General features: G+C 58.6%; 15 protein-coding genes and 1 pseudogene. 14 read left to right on the top strand and 2 right to left on the bottom strand.

Annotated elements, in window-relative coordinates; all coding sequences use genetic code 11:
• The first annotated feature begins 3 nt into the window (after nt 1–3).
• The 8 genes from trbE to Q1K31_RS14130 are packed head-to-tail and all read left to right on the top strand — an operon-like array spanning nt 4 to nt 7,920.
• Nucleotides 4–2,463, top strand: coding sequence for a conjugal transfer protein TrbE (trbE, locus tag Q1K31_RS14165; protein ID WP_112062326.1), 2,460 nt, complete (start codon nt 4–6; stop codon nt 2,461–2,463).
• Nucleotides 2,456–3,196 (top strand): P-type conjugative transfer protein TrbJ, encoded by a 741-nt coding sequence (trbJ, locus tag Q1K31_RS14160; RefSeq protein WP_009802147.1) that lies wholly within the window; start codon nt 2,456–2,458, stop codon nt 3,194–3,196. Before trbE ends, trbJ begins: the two co-directional genes overlap by 8 nt.
• Before the next feature lie 5 nt (nt 3,197–3,201).
• Nucleotides 3,202–3,474, top strand: coding sequence for a putative entry exclusion protein TrbK-alt (gene trbK-alt, locus Q1K31_RS14155; RefSeq protein ID WP_009802146.1), 273 nt, complete (start codon nt 3,202–3,204; stop codon nt 3,472–3,474).
• Nucleotides 3,475–3,477: 3 nt separating this feature from the next.
• On the top strand, nt 3,478–4,764 hold the full coding sequence (gene trbL, locus Q1K31_RS14150) for a P-type conjugative transfer protein TrbL (RefSeq protein WP_009802145.1): 1,287 nt from the start codon (nt 3,478–3,480) through the stop codon (nt 4,762–4,764).
• On the top strand, nt 4,764–5,447 hold the full coding sequence (trbF, locus tag Q1K31_RS14145; RefSeq protein ID WP_112062327.1) for a conjugal transfer protein TrbF: 684 nt from the start codon (nt 4,764–4,766) through the stop codon (nt 5,445–5,447). The genes trbL and trbF overlap by 1 nt, the downstream gene beginning before the upstream one ends.
• Nucleotides 5,444–6,481 (top strand): P-type conjugative transfer protein TrbG, encoded by a 1,038-nt coding sequence (trbG, locus tag Q1K31_RS14140; RefSeq protein ID WP_112062328.1) that lies wholly within the window; start codon nt 5,444–5,446, stop codon nt 6,479–6,481. Before trbF ends, trbG begins: the two co-directional genes overlap by 4 nt.
• Nucleotides 6,478–7,656 (top strand): TrbI/VirB10 family protein, encoded by a 1,179-nt coding sequence (locus Q1K31_RS14135; protein WP_112062329.1) that lies wholly within the window; start codon nt 6,478–6,480, stop codon nt 7,654–7,656. The genes trbG and Q1K31_RS14135 overlap by 4 nt, the downstream gene beginning before the upstream one ends.
• Nucleotides 7,657–7,659: 3 nt before the next feature.
• The gene (locus Q1K31_RS14130) at nt 7,660–7,920 is read left to right on the top strand and encodes a DUF2274 domain-containing protein (protein ID WP_009802141.1); all 261 of its coding nucleotides are present in this window, start codon (nt 7,660–7,662) and stop codon (nt 7,918–7,920) included.
• Between the two features lie 517 nt (nt 7,921–8,437).
• Here Q1K31_RS14130 and Q1K31_RS14125 read toward each other — a convergent pair.
• A complete protein-coding gene (locus Q1K31_RS14125; protein WP_009802140.1) occupies nt 8,438–9,619 on the bottom strand; it encodes an FAD-dependent oxidoreductase in 1,182 nt (393 codons plus the stop codon).
• Nucleotides 9,620–9,649: 30 nt separating this feature from the next.
• Nucleotides 9,650–12,265: a LuxR C-terminal-related transcriptional regulator gene (locus Q1K31_RS14120; protein WP_009802139.1), complete on the bottom strand. Its 2,616-nt coding sequence runs from the start codon at nt 12,263–12,265 to the stop codon at nt 9,650–9,652.
• A gap of 210 nt (nt 12,266–12,475) precedes the next feature.
• Between Q1K31_RS14120 and Q1K31_RS14115 the strand changes: the two are divergent.
• From Q1K31_RS14115 to Q1K31_RS14085, 6 genes and pseudogenes are all read left to right on the top strand, one after another.
• Nucleotides 12,476–13,706: pseudogene (locus Q1K31_RS14115) on the top strand (alkane 1-monooxygenase).
• A 174-nt stretch (nt 13,707–13,880) separates the two neighbouring features.
• The gene (locus Q1K31_RS16670) at nt 13,881–14,354 is read left to right on the top strand and encodes a rubredoxin (RefSeq protein WP_040612567.1); all 474 of its coding nucleotides are present in this window, start codon (nt 13,881–13,883) and stop codon (nt 14,352–14,354) included.
• Nucleotides 14,355–14,364: 10 nt separating this feature from the next.
• Entirely contained in the window at nt 14,365–15,810 is a 1,446-nt protein-coding gene (locus Q1K31_RS14100) for an aldehyde dehydrogenase family protein (RefSeq protein ID WP_367187594.1), read from the top strand.
• A 31-nt stretch (nt 15,811–15,841) separates the two neighbouring features.
• Nucleotides 15,842–17,470 carry a choline dehydrogenase gene (locus tag Q1K31_RS14095; protein ID WP_300380867.1) on the top strand — a complete coding sequence of 543 codons (1,629 nt, stop codon included), beginning with the start codon at nt 15,842–15,844 and terminating at the stop codon, nt 17,468–17,470.
• Nucleotides 17,471–17,596: 126 nt separating this feature from the next.
• A complete protein-coding gene (locus tag Q1K31_RS14090) occupies nt 17,597–19,219 on the top strand; it encodes a long-chain fatty acid--CoA ligase (RefSeq protein ID WP_300380865.1) in 1,623 nt (540 codons plus the stop codon).
• A gap of 93 nt (nt 19,220–19,312) precedes the next feature.
• Entirely contained in the window at nt 19,313–19,999 is a 687-nt protein-coding gene (locus Q1K31_RS14085; RefSeq protein ID WP_009802132.1) for an OmpW family outer membrane protein, read from the top strand.
• Nucleotides 20,000–20,247 lie beyond the last annotated feature (248 nt).

Raw genomic sequence — 20,247 nt, 5'->3', positions numbered from 1 at the left:
GCGATGATGCGCCTCGCCGAATATCGCTCGACCGCCTCGCTATTGGCAGATTTTCTTCCGTGGGCGGCGCTCGTCGCGGAGGGCGTCATCCTCAACAAGGATGGCAGTCTGCAACGCACCGCACGGTTTCGGGGGCCTGACCTCGACTCCGCGACACCGTCAGAACTCGTCGCCGTGTCCAGCCGGCTCAACAACGCCCTTCGCCGGCTCGGATCGGGCTGGGCGGTGTTCGTCGAAGCGCAGCGGGCGCCGGCGCGCGACTATCCGCTCTCACATTTTCCCGATGCCGTTTCCGCCCTCGTGGACGCGGAACGACGCGCCCAGTTTGAAGATGCGTCCAGACATTTCGAAAGCAGCTACTTCCTGACTTTCGTCTGGATGCCGCCGCTCGACGATACGAGCCGCGCGGGACGATGGCTCTATGAGGACGCGCCCGACAGCAGCCTCAACCCGCGAGAGCATGTCGAGAGTTTTATGGCGCGAACGGATCGCCTGCTCGATCTCCTCGACGGCTTCATGCCGGAGGCCGCCTGGCTCTCAGACGAAGAGACACTGACCTTTCTGCATTCGACCGTGTCGACGCGTCGTCAACGCCTGCGCTTGCCCGAAACGCCGATGCATCTCGATGCGCTCCTGGCCGATAGCGCGCTTGTCGGCGGGTTGGCGCCGAGTTTGGGCGGGGCGCATCTGCGCAGCCTCTCCATCATCGGATTCCCCACGGCCACATGGCCGGGACTGCTGGATGAGCTCAATAGCCAACCCTTCGAATATCGCTGGGTCACGCGCGCTATCTGCCTCGACAAGACCGACGCGACCAAACTGCTGACGCGCATCCGCCGGCAATGGTTCGCCAAGCGCAAATCCATCGCCGCGATCCTGAAAGAGGTGATGACCAATGAGGCGTCGACGCTGCTCGATAGCGACGCGGCGAACAAGGCCGCCGACGCCGATGAAGCCTTGCAAGAGCTCGGCGCCGACATAGCGGGCGCCGCCTACATCACCGCTACGCTGACCGTCTGGGATGAGGACGAAGCCGTCGCGGACGCCAAGCTAAAGGCGGCGGAAAAAGTCATTCAGGGTCGTGACTTCACCTGCATGCCCGAGACTTTGAACGCCATCGAGGCGTGGCTCGGCTCGTTGCCCGGCCATCTCTACGCCAATGTCCGTCAACCGCCGGTCTCCACGCTCAATCTCGTCCACATGATCCCGATATCGGCAGTCTGGGCAGGACCGGCGCGCAATGATCATCTGGACGGACCTCCACTCTTTTACGCGGAGACGGAAGGCTCGACTCCGTTCCGCTTTTCACCCCATGTCGGCGATGTCGGGCACACGCTGGTCGTCGGTCCGACCGGGTCGGGCAAATCCGTGTTGCTGGCGTTGATGGCGCTGCAATTTCGTCGCTATGCGGGCGCGCAGATCTTCGCCTTCGACTTCGGCGGCTCGATCCGCTGTGCGACCGTCGCCTGTGGTGGCGACTGGCAGGATCTCGCCGGCGCGCTTTCGGATGACGAAGCCGCCGTCCAGCTTCAGCCGCTGCGCAACATCGACGATATCGGCGAACGCGCCTGGGCGCAGGACTGGCTGTCCGGCCTGATCGCGCGAGAAGGCGTCACCATCGATCCGGTCGCGCGGGATCATCTCTGGTCGGCGCTGACCTCGCTCGCCTCGGCGCCTGTCGCAGAACGAACGCTCACGGGGCTATCCGTCCTGTTGCAGTCGACCGAACTCAAACAGGCGCTCACGCCATTCTGTCTTGGCGGCCCCTTCGGGCGTTTGCTCGACGCCGAAACAGAAGAACTCGGAACAGCCGATTTCCAGGCCTTCGAGACCGAAGGGCTGATCGGATCGGCCGCGACGCCGGCCGTGCTCGCCTATCTGTTCCACCGGATCGAGGATCGCCTCGATGGACGTCCGAGCCTCATCATCGTCGATGAAGGCTGGCTCGCGCTCGATGACGGGACATTTGGCGGCCAGCTCCGCGAATGGCTTAAGACTCTAAGGAAGAAGAACGCCTCCGTCCTCTTCGCCACGCAATCGCTCGCCGACATCGACAATTCCGCGATTGCGCCCGCCATCATCGAGAGCTGTCCAACGCGCATCTTCCTGCCGAACGAGCGTGCCTTCGAGCCGCAGATCGCCGACATCTACCGCCGCTTCGGCCTCAATGAACGCCAGATCGAGATCGTCGCGCGGGCCATGCCGAAGCGGGACTATTACTGCCAGTCGCGCCGCGGCAATCGGCTCTTCTCGCTCGGTCTCGGCGAGGTCGCGCTCGCCTTCACGGCCGCATCGTCGAAGACCGATCACGCCGCCATCACCGACATCCTCTCCGAACACGGACGAGACGGCTTCGCCGCAGCCTGGCTCGCCCGTCGCGGTCTCGATTGGGCCGTCGAACTGCTCGGCCAAACACCTGATCCGATCCCATCCCCTCAAACCACGGAGACTACTCATGCGTAAGAAACTCGCCGCCCTCATGCTGACCGGAGCCATCGCTTTGGCGCCGATGCAACCGGCCTATGCGCTATTCGGCGTCGGCGACGTCGTCATCGATCCGACCAACCTCGCGCAAAATATTCTCACCGCCGCACGCACCCTCGAAATGATCAACAATCAGATCACGCAGCTTCAGAACGAGGCGCAGATGTTGATCAACCAGGGACGCAACCTCGCAAACCTGCCGCACTCATCGCTGGCGCGTCTGCGGTCGATCATGCAGCAGACGGAAGATCTGCTGGGCGAAGCGCAGCGCGTTGGATACGTCGTCTCCGAAATCGAACGCGTCTTCTCAGAACAATATGGAGACGCCGCAGCAACCGGCGATTTCGCCGCCATGAACGCCAATGCCGAGGCGCGCTGGCGGACCTCGGTTGCAGGCTATGAAGACGCGTTGAAGGTCCAGGCCGGCGTCGTCGGCAATATTGAAGCGACGCGCACGGAATTGAGCACTCTCGTCTCGCAAAGCCAGGGTGCGGTCGGCACCTTGCAGGCGGCGCAGGCCGGCAATCAACTTCTCGCCCTGCAAAGCCAGCAGATGACGGACCTAACCGCCGCCATCACCGCGCAGAACCGCGCGGACGCGCTGGACGCGGCTCGGCGCGCGTCCGCTAAAGCGCAGGGGCGCGAGAACCTCAATCGCTTCCTCGACTACGGGACCGGCTACACGCCAACCGCCGTCAGCATGTTCCGGTAATACCCGTGCGCAATTCTCCCGACCAAATCATCAGGCCCGTCGCCATCGCCTTGGGCGGGCTCGCTGCGCTCTTCGCCGCGGTTGAGCTGGCGAACACGGTCACTCCGGAAACGCCATCGGTTCCTCCCGTGACCAACAATCCTTTGCAGGCGGAACTTTCTCGCTGCCGAACGGTGACGCCGGAAGAGCTGGAAATCGACACGATGTGTCGCGCCGCCTGGGCAGAGCAACGCCGCCGATTTCTCGGGCTTCCCGGCGACGATCCCGAGAAGGAGTAGGATATGGGCGGTGTTGGCGTCATTGACCGGTTCCTGCAGGTCTTCACCTCCTACATCGACAGCGGCTTCGGCCTGCTCGGCGGCGACGTCGCCTTCCTGGCAACGACCCTGATCGTCATCGACGTGACGCTCGCTGCGCTCTTCTGGGCCTGGGGCGCCGACGACGACATCCTCGCCCGGCTCATCAAGAAAACGCTCTTCGTCGGCGTCTTCGCCTACATCATCGGCAACTGGAACGCGCTCGCCCGCATCGTTTTCGAAAGCTTCGCCGGGCTTGGCCTCATCGCTTCGGGCGGCAGCCTTAGCCCCGGCGAGCTGCTTCAGCCCGGCCGCATCGCAGAGATCGGCCTTGATGCGGGCCGTCCGATTCTCGCGTCGATTTCCGATCTGATGGGCTTTGTCTCCTTCTTCGAGAATTTCCTCCAGATCATCATCCTGCTTTTCGCCTGGCTGGTCGTTCTCCTGTCCTTCTTCATTCTGGCGATCCAGCTCTTCGTCACGCTGATCGAGTTCAAGCTCGCCACGCTGGCCGGCTTCATCCTCGTACCCTTCGGCCTGTTCAACAAAACCGCCTTCATGGCTGAACGCGTGTTGGGGCTGGTGATCTCGTCCGGGGTCAAGGTCCTGGTGCTCGCCGTGATCGTCGGCATCGGCTCGACCATCTTTGGCGAGTTCACCGCGGGGTTCACGGGTGAGCCGACCATTGAAGACGCCATGGCAATCGTTCTCGCCGCGCTTTCCATGCTCGCGCTCGGCATCTTCGGTCCGGGCATCGCCAACGGCATCGTTTCGGGCGGCCCGCAACTCGGCGCAGGCGCTGCGGTTGGCGCAGGTCTCGCCGCCGGCGGGCTTGCTGTCGGCGGGGTCGCTGGCGCCCGGATGGCCGTCGGAACAGTCGGCGCCGGAGCGCGCGGCGCTGCGGCAGTCGCCGGTGGCGCCTCGACCGCCTACAGCATGGGAAACGCTGCCGCTGGCGGCGGCGCCTCCGGTGTCGCCGCCGGTCTCTCTAGCGTTGGAAAAGCGGGCGTCAGCGCCGCAACGAACCCGCTTCGCCGTTCCATGAGCGAAAGCTACCGCTCAGGTTCGCGCGCAGCCTTCGAAGCGACCGGCGGCAAGTTCAGTAACAGCCCCGACGTCTCGCCCTCAGCCAGTGGCGTACCGCCAGCCTGGGCGCGGCGCATGAAACAACAGCAAACCCTTCACCACGGCGCCGCCGTCGCAGCTCATGCCGTTCGCTCTGGCGACCATGGTGGCGGCGGGACCGCCGTCAGCCTTTCGGAGAAATCATGATGTTCCGTCGTCCAAGCGTTCGCTATTCCAAGACCCCAGAGCCCGTCACGCCCTATCAGAAAGCCGCACAGGTCTGGGACGAACGCATCGGGTCCGCCCGCGTGCAAGCCAGGAACTGGCGACTGATGGCGTTCGGCTCTTTGCTGCTCTCAGGCGGGCTCAGCGCCGCGCTTGTCTGGCAGTCCACACAAGGGACGATCACGCCCTATGTTGTCGAGGTGGACAGGCTTGGCGCGGCGCAAGCCGTGACGCCTGCCACCGCCGACTTCCGACCGACCGATCCGCAGATCGCTTACCACCTCTCGCGCTTCATCGAGAATGTGCGCCAAATCCCGGCCGATCCGATCGTGCTGCGCCAGAACTGGCTGCACGCTTACGACTTCACGACCGACAAGGGCGCGCTGGCGCTCAACGACTACGCCCGGGTGAACGATCCCTTCGCCAAGGTCGGCGACACGCAGATCTCGGTCGAAGTCTCCAGCGTTATCCGCGCCTCCGAGAGCAGCTTCCGCATCGCCTGGATCGAGCGCCGCTACGCCAACGGACAACTCGCCGCAACGGAACGTTGGACCGCCATTCTCACCATCGTTCTGCAACAGCCGCGCGATGCCGAGCGCCTGCGCAAAAACCCGCTCGGCATCTTTGTCAACGCCATCAACTGGTCCCGGGAGTCCGCCCAATGATAAAGACACTTCGCCTGAACAAAGCCTCCATGACGGTCCTCCTCGCCGCGACCACTCTCTCGGGATGCGCGACCTTCAAACCGCCGGAGATCGCTTACGACACCCCTCCGATCGAAGCGAAGCTTCTTCCGGAACCGGAGAGTCCGGTGCGGATCGTCGAGCGCACCAGCCCACTGCCGCTGCCTGGTCAACTCAAGCCGATCAATGGGGGAGACCGAGCGCCGGAATCTGCCGGTCCCGCTGAGCGGGTGAACGAGGCGAACGCCGCCGCCCGGATGGAGCCGGTACGAGACGGCTTCATCAACGCCGTACAACTCTATCCCTACACCGAGGGCGCGCTCTATCAGGTCTACGCATCGCCGGGGCAGATCACCGATATCGCCCTGCAGCCCGGAGAGAGCCTTGTTGGCTCCGGACCGATCGCGGCCGGCGACACGGCGCGCTGGATCATCGGCAACACCCAGAGCGGTTCAGGGGATGATCAGCGCATCCATATTCTGGTCAAACCGACGCGGCCTGATCTTCAGACCAACCTCGTCATCAATACGGATCGGCGGACTTATCATCTCGAACTGAGAGCGAACCCGTCCGCCTACATGGCGTCCGTCTCGTGGACCTATGCCGAGGATGCCTTGATCGCGCTCAGGCGGCGCAACGCCGAGGCGGAAGCAGCCTTGCCGATCGGACGTGACGTGGTCCTCGACTCCTTGCGCTTCCGCTATCGGATCGAGGGCGACCGCGCGCCCTGGCGGCCGCTTCGCGCTTTCGATGATGGGCGGCAGGTCTTCATCGAGTTCCCGCGCGGGATCGGACAGGGGGAAATGCCGCCGCTCTTCGTTATCGGTCCGGAAGGCGAAGGCCAGCTCGTCAACTATCGCATCGCCCGCAACTACATGATCGTCGATCGGCTCTTCGCCGCCGCCGAACTGCGTCTCGGCGACAGGCAGAAACGCGTGCGGATCGTCCGCACCGACGGGGTGAGCCGCAACGCCCCTACCGCGTCACGCCCCGGCGCCGTGGGGCCACGCAAATGAGCGACGATAGAGAATCCCGTGAGGACAAAGAGATTGCCGCCTCTTTGCGGCTGCGCGCCGATCCGCCAACGGTCATGCGTCTCTCGCGCCGCACGCTGACGGTGCTTGGCGCGGTCGGAGGCCTCGGTCTCGGTGCCATCCTGATTGTGGCTCTGCAAGATCGCAAACCGGCCGATGGACCGCCGGAACTCTATTCGACCGAGCGAATCCAGGCAGCCGAAGGTCTGTCGCGCCTTCCGACCGACTACACAAACATACCCCAACTTGGGCCGCCACTGCCCGGGGAGCTCGGGCGGCCGATCCTGTCAGCTCAACAACGCGGTCAGCCCGTGCCGGCGGTCGTCGCTGCGCCTGCCGTCGATCCTGACGAACAGCGCCGGTCGCAGGAGTTGGAGGCAGCCCGGCTCAGCCGACTTTTCGCTGAAGCCACGACCACCATCGATGACCAGCCTCAAACTTCGTCGGCGGTCGGTCCTTTACAATCCGGCGCCGGATCCTTCTTTCCCGCGAGCGTAACAAGCGCAGCACCAGATGCCACGGACAGACGGGAAGCCTTCCTTGACGAACCCATTGATCGACGCACGACAAGCAACGACCGGCTCACCGATCCGCCAAGCCCCTATGTGGTCCAGGCCGGTGCGGTCATTCCGGCGGCGCTGGTCACGGGTCTGCGCTCGGACCTTCCCGGTCAGATCACCGCGCAGGTGACATCCAATGTCTATGACAGCCCGACCGGTCGCTTCCTGCTGATCCCGCAAGGCGCGCGCCTCATCGGTGAATACGATAGCCGCGTCGCTTTCGGCCAAAGCCGCGTGCTGCTGGCCTGGACACGGCTGATTCTGCCCAATGGGCGCTCTATCGTTCTCGAACGCCAGCCCGGCGCCGACGAGGCCGGCTATGCCGGCCTCGAAGACGGCGTCAACAACCACTGGGGACGGCTGTTCATGGCGGCCGGGCTCGCCACTGTCCTGAATATCGGTGTGGAGCTTGGCGCCGATGATGACGACGACATCGCCCGCGCCATTCGCGAAGGAACGCAGGACACGATCGGCCGCGCCGGTGAGGAGGTTGTTCGTCGTCAGCTTTCCATCCCGCCGACCTTGACCATTCGCCCCGGATTCCCAGTGCGCGTGATGGTCACGCGCGACCTCATCCTCGAACCCTATCGGAATTGACCCATGACCAAATTGAAACTCGGCGCCATCCCAGACGATAAACCTGTCAAATTGAGTATTGAACTTCCCGCCGATGTGCATCGCGATCTTGTTGCCTATGCTGACGTGCTGGCCCGTGAGACCGGACAGAAGAACGAAGCCGCAAAGCTTATCGCACCTATGTTGGCGCGGTTCATGGCGACAGATCGTGGTTTCTCGAAATCTCGAAAAAGTGGCCGGTCGCCTTACTCCCCCCGGTCAACGTCGGAACCACAAATCACCTGATGTCCGAAGCTTCATCATCACGGCCATCCAGGCATCGAGCGTTCAATCACCAAAAAAGCTTCGCCTTCCGGTGGCTACCGCCTGTGAGGAACCTGGCGGGAGGGCTGGATCGCCAGCTGTCAATGTCCTGTTGAGTATAGCTGTCTTTGTGGGAAGAAAGCAGGGTGGCAGTCGTCGCGATGCGCACAGTTGCCTCCGCCTTGCGCAATTTCGATATGATTTCTTCAGGCCGAAATCGCTTTACCTCCATGAATGCAGCCAGGTGATTCTTTGTTCGTGGCCGCGTCCAAAAGGATCGGGTCAGTGCGCGCATTCTGATGCATGTCCATGTGGTGTTCCTCCGGCGAAGTTGACGTGTCGGAACATCAGTCTCCTTCGGCATCGCCCAATGGACAACCTATTGAAAATTCAAATCCAGGCGCAAAGAACGAGGTGTGGAATCTGTCCAATACTCTGGATGCGGCTTCGAAGCAGAAAAAGTGGCCGAACTCGCCCCAAAATCAGACCTGATTGTGGATTATTGAGTGTCAACTGGAATGCGCGGAGAAATCGCTCTCGCAAGGGCGCTCTGACGATTGGGAAGGTTTACGATCTCGGCTGCGATAAGACGTTCGCCGCATTTCAGATGCGTTTCCAAAGTTGGTGGATGCTGAGAAGCATCGCTGCGAACCAGATCGTAACCGGACGATATTCCGACCGCCTGAACCTTCATGTCTTTGAGATCGGACCAGAACCGTGGGGGAACTGGGGTAGGACGTTCTTTGTTGCAAATGGCCGCTGCCGCAATCTGGGCCTGCGTGGTTGCATTGTGAATGGTTTCGATACGCAGTTTTCCGGATGCGAATTCGTTTTCACCGCGGGCACAATCTCCGATTGCAAATATTTCGGAGTCAGATGTCCGCATGTCCTGATCGACGCAGATACCATTGTCACATTCCAGGCCCGCGGCTTCGGCAAGCGCAATATTGGGTGTTGCACCAATCCCCGCCAACACGAGATCGGTCTTTATTTGGGATCCATCGCCAAGATGGATCGAGGAAACGCGGCGATCAGCGGCGCCGAACCTCTCAATCTTCTGATTGAAGAGAAACTGAACACCGGCATCTTTCAGCTTCTGAGTAACGAAATTGGTTGTTGCGGGTGAGGCAACGCGGGCCATGGCGCGAGCGGCGGCCTCGACAACAGTGACGGTTCTCCCAAGATTGACCGCGGCAGAGGCCACTTCGAGCCCGATAACACCGGCGCCAATGATTGCAACGTCGCGACAGCCAGGATCGCTCAAGGCTTGGCGAAGCCTTGCCGAATCGCCCAGGTCTCTCAGATAGTGGATCCCTTTCAGGTTCGCGCCCTTCGCATTAAGACGACGCGGCGATGCCCCTGTGGCAAGGATCAAGGTATTGAATTTCATCGTCTTCCCGTCCGCAAAGTGGATTCTACGCTTATTCCTATCAATCTTGACGACCTTGCGCGCCCGCATCAGGTCGATGCGATTGTCTTCGTAGAATGAAAGAGGACGTATCAGAGTTGGCTGCGGTCTATCCGGTCCCTGCAGCCACGCCTTGGACAGAGGCGGGCGCTGATAAGGCAGCGACACCTCATCGCCAATAAGTTTTATCGCACCTTCGTAGCCATTCATGCGCAAGGTTGCGGCAGCATTTGTTCCGGCCGCTCCATTGCCGATAATCACAGTTGTGTTCATGTTTCTTTCCTCCCCGGGTTTACCGATTGTTTAGATGAGGCTAAGCGAGCGCGCAGCCATTACTGCCTCGGTGCGATTGGCGACGTTTAGACCACGCAAAATTTTTCTGAAATGCCACTTCACGGTGTCTTCCGTGACATGCATGCGCACTGCAATTTCCTTGTTGCTCAGCCCAAGTGCGGCATGTTGCAGGACGATTACCTGCTTCTGACTTATGGGGGCCGATCTATATGCAAAGGGGCGTTCAGTAATCTGCACATCATGCGCAGGTACTTTGGTCCTGGCGACCTGAGTTGTCCGTTGATCCAAGAACGCTTTCGCCGCTGGACTGATGACACGCAGAAAATGCCGCCTGTTTATCAAGGACCTGAAAGCGCCCAGTTGTTGTGCCTTCAGATCGGCATCGGCGATTCTTTTCAGCGCCTGCTTTTTTTCGCCCATCAGATAAATTGCAGTCGCAAGCGTATATTGCGCCCTGATTTCTCCGCGTTGGTCTCGGACGGCGGAAAAGTTGGAAAGGGCTTTTCGAGCGTGCATCTCGGCCAGGCCCAGTTTGCCGTCTCGCAGAAATCTTGAGGCTTCTAGCAAGGCGATTTCCGCCTGGATGGCGCGATTCTGGTTTGGCAGAAACAGCAGGTCTTCGTCGGACGGAAGCGGCTCGGTCGAGAGCGGAGTGCTGGTTCGGGTTCCCATAGCAAAGACTTCGGAGCCCAATCGCACCAGAATGCCCAGCCGCTTCAGACCGCGATCCTTTGCCATCAGGCGGCAACGTTCAAGCAACAAGAACGCCTGCAATGTGTCACCCTGGCGAATATAGATCTCGGCCGCGCTTCGGACGGTGTTCCACACCACATCCGTCACCCCGAATTCCAGCGCAAAATCCAGAGCCTCTTGCACAAGACGCTCATCGGGTGTGATCGACTCTTCTTCTGTTTGGACCTGAAGCTCGAAGGCCGCGAGCATTCCTTTGATAAAGGGTGTGCGCTCATGGGCGACGTTTTCGTTTTTCTGTGCGCGACGAATCTCGCTGCGCGCGCCATAGATGTCGCCATTGAGCAGCTTAGCCAGAATCCCAGCAGCAGCAAGCCAGCCAAACGCATAACGGTGACGGACCGCGCCGCTCACGACCGTGGCGGAGGCTATTTGATCTGAAAGGGCAGCAAACTGCCTGCCGGAAGCGGCGATGAATGCTCTGCACGTCTGTGCCGCGGCATGGCCGACAGGATTGGCCGACCCATAGGTATCAACCCAGGCCGCGCATCTTTCATCGCTTTCTTTCAATTCATCGTGGGTGGCAAGACCGATGGCATGCACCAGTTTCCCCCAGCCATTCGAATCTTCCTCCTCCGAAGGTGCGGAAACCCTCTGGTCGTTCAGCCTGGAAAGCACATCCTGTGCTTCCTGTGCGCGTTGACTGAAGTACAGCACCCAAGCATATCCGATAGCCAAGGATGGCATCTGAAGCAGTTTGGCTCTGGGAATGCCCGTGAACCAGATCGTCAAGGCCTCAATCTCTCCTTGTCTCAGGGCTAGATCGAACAGAGCTTGATCAGTTAGCCGTTTGGCCCAGTTGTGATCGTGTGCGCGAAGAGCAACATCCACGACCAAACGGTACTCTTTTTTTCGCCAATGCCAGAATGCGATACGTTTTAGGAAATACGACCGACGCGATCCATTTGCTTCGATGAAACGATTGCGCAGGTACTCTTTCAGGGCCCGGTTCATTTCATAGCATTTTGGTTTTTCAACGCTGGATATCAAAAGCCCGTGGCGCGATGCTAGTTCTGCCAATTTGCAACTGGAATCGTTAATCTTGAACACATAATCGCTGCAGTCTGCCGTGATTTCCTCCAGCCAACTGGCGTTAATCAGGTGATCGAGGAGCGGCCGCGTAATCTGTGCCAGTACGTCGGTTTCGAAGTATGCCTGAACCTCTGAAAGGTCAGCGATCGCGTCGCCTGATGCTTTCGATTTGCCAGCCAGTGCGCATAGAAGCGGCCAACCAGCCGTCTTGTTGTATATCTTCGTCGCCCGGTCGGCTTCCAACGGTAGAATTGAACATGTCTCGTCAAGAGTGAAGCTTAACTCTCTTGGACCGATCGTAACCACATGCGAAACTACCGACAGGGTGACCAACGTGCCCGGTTGGTGCCCGCTTACTACCAGTCGAACGGCTTCTGGCGTTTCCAGGGTGATCGTTTTCAGAAATCTCTGTGTGGCGGCAGAGTCAGAAACGCCGTCCAAGCAAATCATGACGGGTCTTTTCCAATCGAAAAGAAGGCGCAGTGCGATGATCTCTGGGCCGCGATCACCGGACGTGACGGGAAGGTCCGGTGGCGAAAGCATTGCGACAATCGCGGTTGCAATAAGGTCCGCTTCAGAGACGCTCTCTGGCCAGAACGACGACAGGTCCAGATAGATACAATCGTCTCCTCGGTCGGCAGCCGATTGGGCGCACAAGGCGATCTGCACTGATTTGCCGAAGCCGCGAGGTGCCTGATAAAGGAGGCATTTCGCGCCGGGGTGTCCCGCAATATCCAGTCTGTCACGTCTCAGGCAGCCCTGAGTCAATTTCTTTTGACGGACATTCATGCGTTCCAGAAAATCGTAGATGTCGTTCGGGATTGCGCTGGAGGTCTTAATCATCCCTCCCTCCCTGAAAGTGATGTATCGTAGGCGTGCCGACATCTTACCTAGCGCACAAAAACTCTAAACTACACGAACGTGTAGTTGTGGGGTGACCTGATTGAGAGGCAGCTTAATTCCAAGCGGCAAGAAGCAGCAAGTACGAAAAGGAGATGCTCTTCTGGCCAATACAGAAACTTACAACAGCCTTTTCCTTGGGAGGAGTAGACTATGAGCGATCTAAGCCAAGCGTCCACGGCGCAAGCTGGCGCCGATGAAGTATACGTTGATAAGAAACGGTATTTTTGGATTTTGTCCGTATTCTGGCCGGCAACGCCGCTAATCGGACTGTATCTGGTCTCGGTAACCGGCTCTGGTCTCGGTAACCGGCTGGAGCATCTGGTACGGGACTGTGCTGATTTTATGGTATCTGGCGGTTCCGATGCTGGACGCTATGTTTGGCGAGGATTTTTCCAATCCCCCCGAATCGGCCGTACCTGATCTTGAAAGAGACCGATATTATCGCGTGCTTACTTATCTGACGGTGCCCATGCATTATGCGGCTTTGATCGGGTCTTGCTGGTGGGTCGCAACCCATTCTCTGAATGCGCTCGAATTCGTCGCGCTGGCACTGTCGCTGGGGGTCGTCAACGGTTTGGCGCTGAACACCGGCCATGAACTCGGTCACAAGAAGGAAGCTTTTGATCGCTGGATGGCAAAACTGGTGCTGGCAGTGGTGGGCTATGGCCACTTCTTCATCGAACATAACAAAGGGCACCACCGTGACGTGGCCACCCCGAAAGACCCGGCAACCTCGCGTATGGGCGAAAACATCTATTCTTTCGCAACCCGCGAAATCCCCGGGGCTTTCAAACGCGCTTGGGAGCTAGAAGAGGTGCGCCTTGAGCGGAGTGGTAAGAGCGTCTGGAGCCTGGATAACGAAATTCTTCAGCCGCTGATCATTACCGTCGTTCTTTACGCCGGGCTGCTGGCATTCTTCGGGCCCATCATGCTTGTGTTCCTGCCCATTCAGATGGCGTACGGATGGTGGCAGCTGACTTCGGCCAACTATATCGAGCATTATGGCTTGCTGCGCGAAAAACTGCCCAACGGCAAGTATGAGCATCAGAAGCCGCACCATTCGTGGAACTCGAACCATATCATGTCCAACCTGATCCTGTTCCACCTGCAGCGGCACTCGGACCACCACGCGCACCCGACGCGGTCCTATCAATCCCTGCGGGACTTCAAGGATCTGCCTGCGCTTCCTTCGGGCTATCCCGGGATGTTCTTTGCCGCGCTGATCCCCTCCTGGTTCCGGTCGATCATGGATCATCGTGTCCTGGACTGGGCCAAAGGCGATCTGAACAAGATCCAGATCGAACCCGGTATGCGCGACTACTATGACCGCAAATTCGGGTCGGTCGCACCTGCGCAGCCTGCCGCAATGCCCGCCGAATAAAACCCAAGGCTTGGCATCTCAGACAAAGGCGTTGGCCCCGATGGGGCCAACCCTGACCTGACAAACAGCCCCTTGCTCGCACTCGAAGACGGGGCCGCAGACACAACCGACAGAAAATCTGGGACGACGCATGTGCTTGCCTGTCAACTCATGTGTGTAAGGGAGGAATGAACAATGGCCAAATATCAATGCCCGGATTGCGGATACACCTACGATGAAATCCAGGGCCACCCGCATGAAGGTTTCCCGCCGGGAACGCCGTGGTCGCAAGTGCCCGAAGACTTTGCGTGCCCCGATTGCGCGGTCCGCGACAAAGAGGACTTTTTGCTGATCGGAGAAGCCGCAGCGCCTACACCAACCCCGGCACCGGCACCGACATCCGCTCCGGCCCCGGCACCCGCACCCGTGGCGGTTGCCGCTCCTGCCGCCGCACCGCCGCCTGCTCCGGTGGCACAGGCGGCCCCCGCCGCCGGAACCGCCTACCGGAAATGGCTTTGCATCACATGCGGTCATATCTACGACGAAGCCCTTGGCGACGAACACGAAGGTTTTCCGCCGGGAACTTTGTTCAGCCAGATCCCCGATGATTGGTGCTGCCCGGACTGTGGTGCCACGAAAGAGGACTATGTCCTCTACGAAGAAAAATAAGAGCGTGAACATGAATCAGGTTGCCTCATTTCCCGCCAAAACAGCCGGTGCCGATGACATCCGAGCGGCGTTTGACACCCAGATTCGAGCACAACTTGCCCGGCGGGCGGTCTTTGACCGCAAGGCACGTATCGCACAGCTGGACCGCCTGGCAGAGGCCGTCAAACGGAACGAGGACAAAATCATCGCGGCTTGCGCGGCTGATTTTCGCAAACCCGCCGAAGAAGTGAAACTGACCGAGATCTTTCCTGTGCTTCAGGAAATCCGGCACACCAAACACCATCTGAAGTCGTGGATGCGCCCCAAACGGGCGCGCGCCACTTTGGGGGTGTTTGGCACCAAGGCACGGGTTCGCCCCGAGGCCAAGGGTGTATGCCTGATCATCGCGCCCTGGAATTATCCGGTGAATCTTTCGCTCGGGCCGCTGGTTTCGGCAATCGCGGCCGGCAACAGCGCCATTATCAAGCCGTCCGAAATGACACCGAATGCGGCCCAGGTCATCACCGACATCGTGGAAGAGGCGTTCACACCGGATCTGGTCAAGGTCATCGAAGGCGATGCCTTGGTTTCCCAGGAGCTTCTGTCACTGCCCTTCGACCACATATTCTTCACGGGCAGCCCGGCGATCGGCAAGGTCGTGATGGAGGCGGCGGCAAAAAGCCTGACATCGGTCACTCTGGAACTTGGTGGCAAGTCGCCCACTATCGTCGGGCCCAACGCCAATATCAAAAAGGCCGCGCGAAACATCGTCTGGGGCAAGTTCTCAAACAACGGTCAGACCTGTATCGCCCCCGATCATGTGTATGTGCACCGCGATGTATCGGCCGCGTTCAAGACCGCGCTTCAGGCCGAGATCGGTCGGGTCTATGGGAAAACGCCCGAGGCACAAAAAGCAACGCCCGACTATTGCCGGATCGTGAACGATAGGCATTTTGACCGGCTGCGCAACCTGATCGAGGATGCCCGTGCCAAAGGCGCAAGTATCCTTCAGGGCGGTCAGACCGATGCGGGCCAGAACTTCGTTGCCCCGACGCTGATTTCCGAGGTTTCGGATGATATGGAAATCACTCAGGAAGAGCTGTTCGGGCCAATTTTGCCGATCATCGAATATGTTGATCTGGACAAAGTTATCGACAAGATCAACGCAAACCCCAAGCCCCTTGCTCTTTATATCTTCGACAAAAGCAAGGACTTCGCTGACCAGATTATCACGCGCACCTCTTCGGGCGCCGTGGGCGTAAACCTTACAGTGGTGCATTTCCTGCACCCGAACCTGCCATTCGGCGGCGTCAACAACTCCGGCATCGGGGCGGCCCATGGCGAATACGGCTTCAAGGCCTTTTCGCATGAAAAAGCCGTTCTGGAGGAAAATCACTCCATCACTCACATGCTTTTCCCGCCTTACACGGGCTTTGTACGCCGCCTCATAAACATCGTGGTCCGGGTGCTTGGATAACAGCCGCCCGGAACCAATAGGGAGAGAAGAAATGTACGACTATATCATCGTCGGCGCCGGATCCGCCGGTTGCGTTCTGGCCAACCGGTTGTCTGCAAACCCGGCAAAACGCGTCGCGCTTATCGAAGCGGGCCCAAAGGATAAGAACCCCCTGATTCACATGCCAGTGGGGATCGCATTGTTGGCCAATAGCAAAAAGCTGAACTGGGCATTCGATACCGAACCACAAGAACATTTGAATGGCCGTAGACTGTTCTGGCCTCGTGGCAAAACACTGGGCGGGTCGTCGTCCATCAACGCCATGGTCTATATCCGCGGGCACAAGGCCGATTACGACTACTGGGCGTCCGAGGCAGGCACGGATGTCTGGGGCTGGGACCGCATGACAGACCTGTTCAAGCGGATCGAAGACAACCATCGGTTCGGAGCAACCGATAGTCATGGTAAGGGCGGCGAGCTTTCCGTGAGCGAGCTGAAAACCGTGAACCCTTTGAGCCGCGATTTCGTACAGGCTGGGCGCGAACTGCAGATCCCCCACAACGGCGATTTCAACAGCGCCGAACAAGAGGGCCTGGGCATGTATCAGGTCACGCAAAAGGACGGACGGCGCTGGAGTTCGGCGCAAGCCTTTCTCCGTGGGGCTGAGTCCCGTTCCAATCTTGAAGTCATCACCGAAGCCCGGGTGACCCGCGTCGTCATGGAAGAAAAGTCCGCAACGGGTGTCACCTTGCGGCAGGGCGGCGAATATCGCCAACTGCGTCTCAATGCCGGCGGCGAGGTGATCCTGTCTGGCGGGGCCGTGAATTCGCCTCAACTTCTCCTTCTGTCCGGTATCGGGGATGCCCAAGAAATTAAACGGCATGGTCTAGCCGTCGTTCACGACCTTCCCGAGGTTGGCAAGAACATGGCCGACCACCTCGATGTAACGATTATGCATGCTGCTAGCTCACGGCGCCCGATCGGTGTCGCGCCCAGCTTTCTGCCGCGTGGCATTGGTGGTTTGCTTTCCTACATCTTCAGACGTAAAGGGTTTCTCACGTCAAATGTTGCGGAAAGCGGTGGGTTCATTAAGTCGTCCCCTGACCGCGATAGGCCGAATGTTCAGTTTCACTTCCTGCCCACATATCTGAAAGATCATGGCCGCAAGATCGCTTTTGGTTATGGCTATACGCTTCACATCTGCGATCTTTTGCCCAAGAGCCGCGGCTATATTGGCCTCAAAAGCCCGGATCCTATGGACGATCCTCTGATTCAGCCGAATTATCTTGGCGATCCGGAAGATATGGGAACGATGATTGCAGCCTTCAAAGCTGGGCGCAGGATACTCGAAGCGCCGGCAATGTCTGCGCACAGCAAATACGAAGTGCACCCCGGTAAATCCGTACAGACCGACGATGAGATCGCGGCATTCATTCGGGAAAGCGCAGAAACAATCTATCATCCGGTTGGTACATGCCGAATGGGTGCGGACAAGGATTCTGTGGTCGACCCCGAGCTTAAGGTTCGCGGTGTATCTGGGCTGCGAGTGGTGGACGCATCCATCATGCCAAGCCTTGTCGCTGGAAACACCAACGCCCCGACCATGGTCATCGCTGAGAATGCGGCCGAGATCATTCTGGGGCAGGTGCGTATTTTTGACAGGAGTCGTTCAGTTGCCTGAACTTTATGATGAAAAGCGAAAAACAGTCCGGTGTCAGGGGGCGATGGGGTTTATTGTAAGAAGCTTCGAGCAGTTTCAGAACGGCACGATTCCAACCCAAAATTCAAGTTCTGAAGAGGAAGCCAAATGCGCGGACAGATGATGGCTATGCCACTGACCATTCATTCACTGATCGACCACGGAGCTCGCTACCACGGCGACACCGAGATTGTGTCGGTGGAAACAGATGGCACAAAGACTAAGACGAACTGGAAAGGTATTTCTGACAGATCCCGGCAGCTCGGCTCGGCGCTGACAAAGATGGGGCTCTTCAAAGGGGATCGCGTGGCGACGATCGCGTGGAACAATGCGCGGCATCTAGAATGCTACTTTGGCATTTCCTGCTGTGGAATGGTATGTCACACGATCAATCCGCGCCTTTTCCCGGAACAGCTTGTCTATATCATCAACCACGCGAAAGATCGGGTCATCTTTTTTGACAAGACGTTCCTGCCGATCATTGAGGGGATCAAGGAGAAGCTGACGACTGTCGATACCTTCGTTCTTATGTCCGTGCGTGATGAAAAAGCAGCAAGAAAAATCCCCGGACTTGTGTTCTACGAGGACTTCCTGGCCTCGGGCGACGAAAACGCCGATTGGGTGGATGTCGATGAGAATGATGCATCCAGCCTTTGCTATACTTCCGGGACTACAGGAAACCCCAAGGGCGTTCTGTATTCGCACCGCTCTACGGTGTTACATTCGTTGGGCGCGGCCCTTCCCGATACGCTGAACATTTCAGCACGCGAAGTGATGATGCCCGTGGTTCCGATGTTCCACGTCAATGCCTGGGGCATCCCATATGCTGCTGCGATGGTCGGCGCAAAGCTGGTCCTGCCTGGTCCGGGACTTGATGGTGACAGCCTTACACGGCTCATCGACGACGAAGGCGTGACGGTCGCGCTTGGTGTTCCTACAATCTGGCAGGGGCTTCTCGCATCGCTCGACAAACTCGGCTCCAAAGCCGAAACCCTCACACGGACAGTGGTCGGTGGGTCGGCTTGTCCCCCGTCGATGATCGCCGAATTCCGCGACAAATATGGCACCGAAGTCGTGCACGCCTGGGGCATGACCGAAACCTCGCCTCTCGGGACCGCGAATGCCTTGCTGGAACGCCATGCAGGCATGACCGAGGAAGAGCAGGCGAAAGTGCGAGAAAGCCAGGGCCGCCCGCCCTATGGCGTGGAACTCAAGATCGTTGACGATGAAGGCAGCACACTTCCCGAGGATGGGGCGGCGCAAGGCAATCTTCGCATTCGCGGCCATTGGGTCGTAGACAGCTACTTTTGTGCGGAGCCGGGCACGACTTTGGCATCCGATGGATGGTTTGAAACCGGCGATGTGGCCTCGATTGATGCCGATGGGTTCATGACGATCCGGGATCGCTCCAAGGACATCATAAAATCTGGCGGCGAATGGATTTCCACCGTCGAACTTGAGGGCATCGCGGTCGGTCATCCCGGTATCGTGGATGCCGCCGCAATCGCGGCAAAACATGAAAAATGGGACGAACGGCCGGTCCTTGTCGCGGTCAAGGCACCAGGAGCAAAAGTGTCAGAGAAGGATTTGATTGCCTTCTTTTCTGACAAAGTCGCCAAATGGCAGATCCCGGATACGGTCGTTTTTGTGGATGAGCTTCCACGAAACGCAACCGGTAAGGTGCTGAAGAACAAGCTGCGGGAAGCCTATGGGGACGTGCTTCTGGCGTAGCCTGAAATCAGGCAAGCGGGTTTGCGGATCGCATGTTCCGCCTGTTTGCGACCGCGCATAGGGCGCGAAAAAACGACCAAAAGGGAGGAATAAATGAAACAATCTAATGTAAAATCCAAGGGGCCTTTTGCCTCGAAGTTTGTGTTAATCACGATGATCGGTGGCTTTTCGTCGTTCAGCGTCGCAAATGCGGAACCGCTTTACTCCAAGGGCGACTGGCTTTTTGGCCTGAATGCGGCGAAAGTATTCACGAACGAAACGTTGGATTCAATCAGCGCGGGCGGTGCGCCAATACCCGGGGCTGGTGTCAATATCACCGATGACACCACGCTGAGTTTCGACGTTTCCTATTTTTTGAATTCATCTGTAGCGTTGAACTTCTTTGGTGGTTTGCCTGCCAGCGCTAATCTTGCAGGGAGCGGCAGTTTGGCAGGACTGCCTGTTGGAGAGACGGAATATGGCCCTGCTGTTTTGTCGCTTCAATATCACTTTTCGACTAATTCATCCGTTAGCCCTTATGTTGGTGCCGGTATCGCTCGAATCTTGTTTCTGGAAGAACAAGGGGATGCACTCGCGGACTTCGACTTGAAAGACGCCTGGGCGCCCGCTGTCCAAGTTGGAATGCGCTATCAAATGAGCGATAATTGGTTTGCTAATGCCGATATACGTTACACGCCATTCGAAACAGATATCTCTGGGACACTCGGCGGGGCGCCGGTCAGAGGCAAGATTTCGGTGGACCCAACAATTCTCAACATCGGTATTGCCTACCGGTTTTAAGCTATTATTGCTAGAAGAGCTGGCAAGGAAAGTGAGTAACAAAACCTCGAAAAGCAAGCTCTTGGAGATGTGAGGAAACGGGCCCGACCTCAGAACGAAGCGGACACGGATTGCGTGACTGACCTGAGCCCCACGCGTCCCTCACTCATTTCGAGAGTCTAGCCCTTTCTGAACCGCTCCCAAAATTGCCCTTATTCGGGGCTGGAGTTTTTGGCGCTTCCTCACCTTAGCGGGCTGGTTTCGCCGAG

It is taken from the genome of Henriciella sp. (genome assembly GCF_029936995.1).
Lineage (GTDB): Bacteria > Pseudomonadota > Alphaproteobacteria > Caulobacterales > Hyphomonadaceae > Henriciella.
This window is presented reverse-complemented; position numbering and strand designations above follow the sequence as displayed.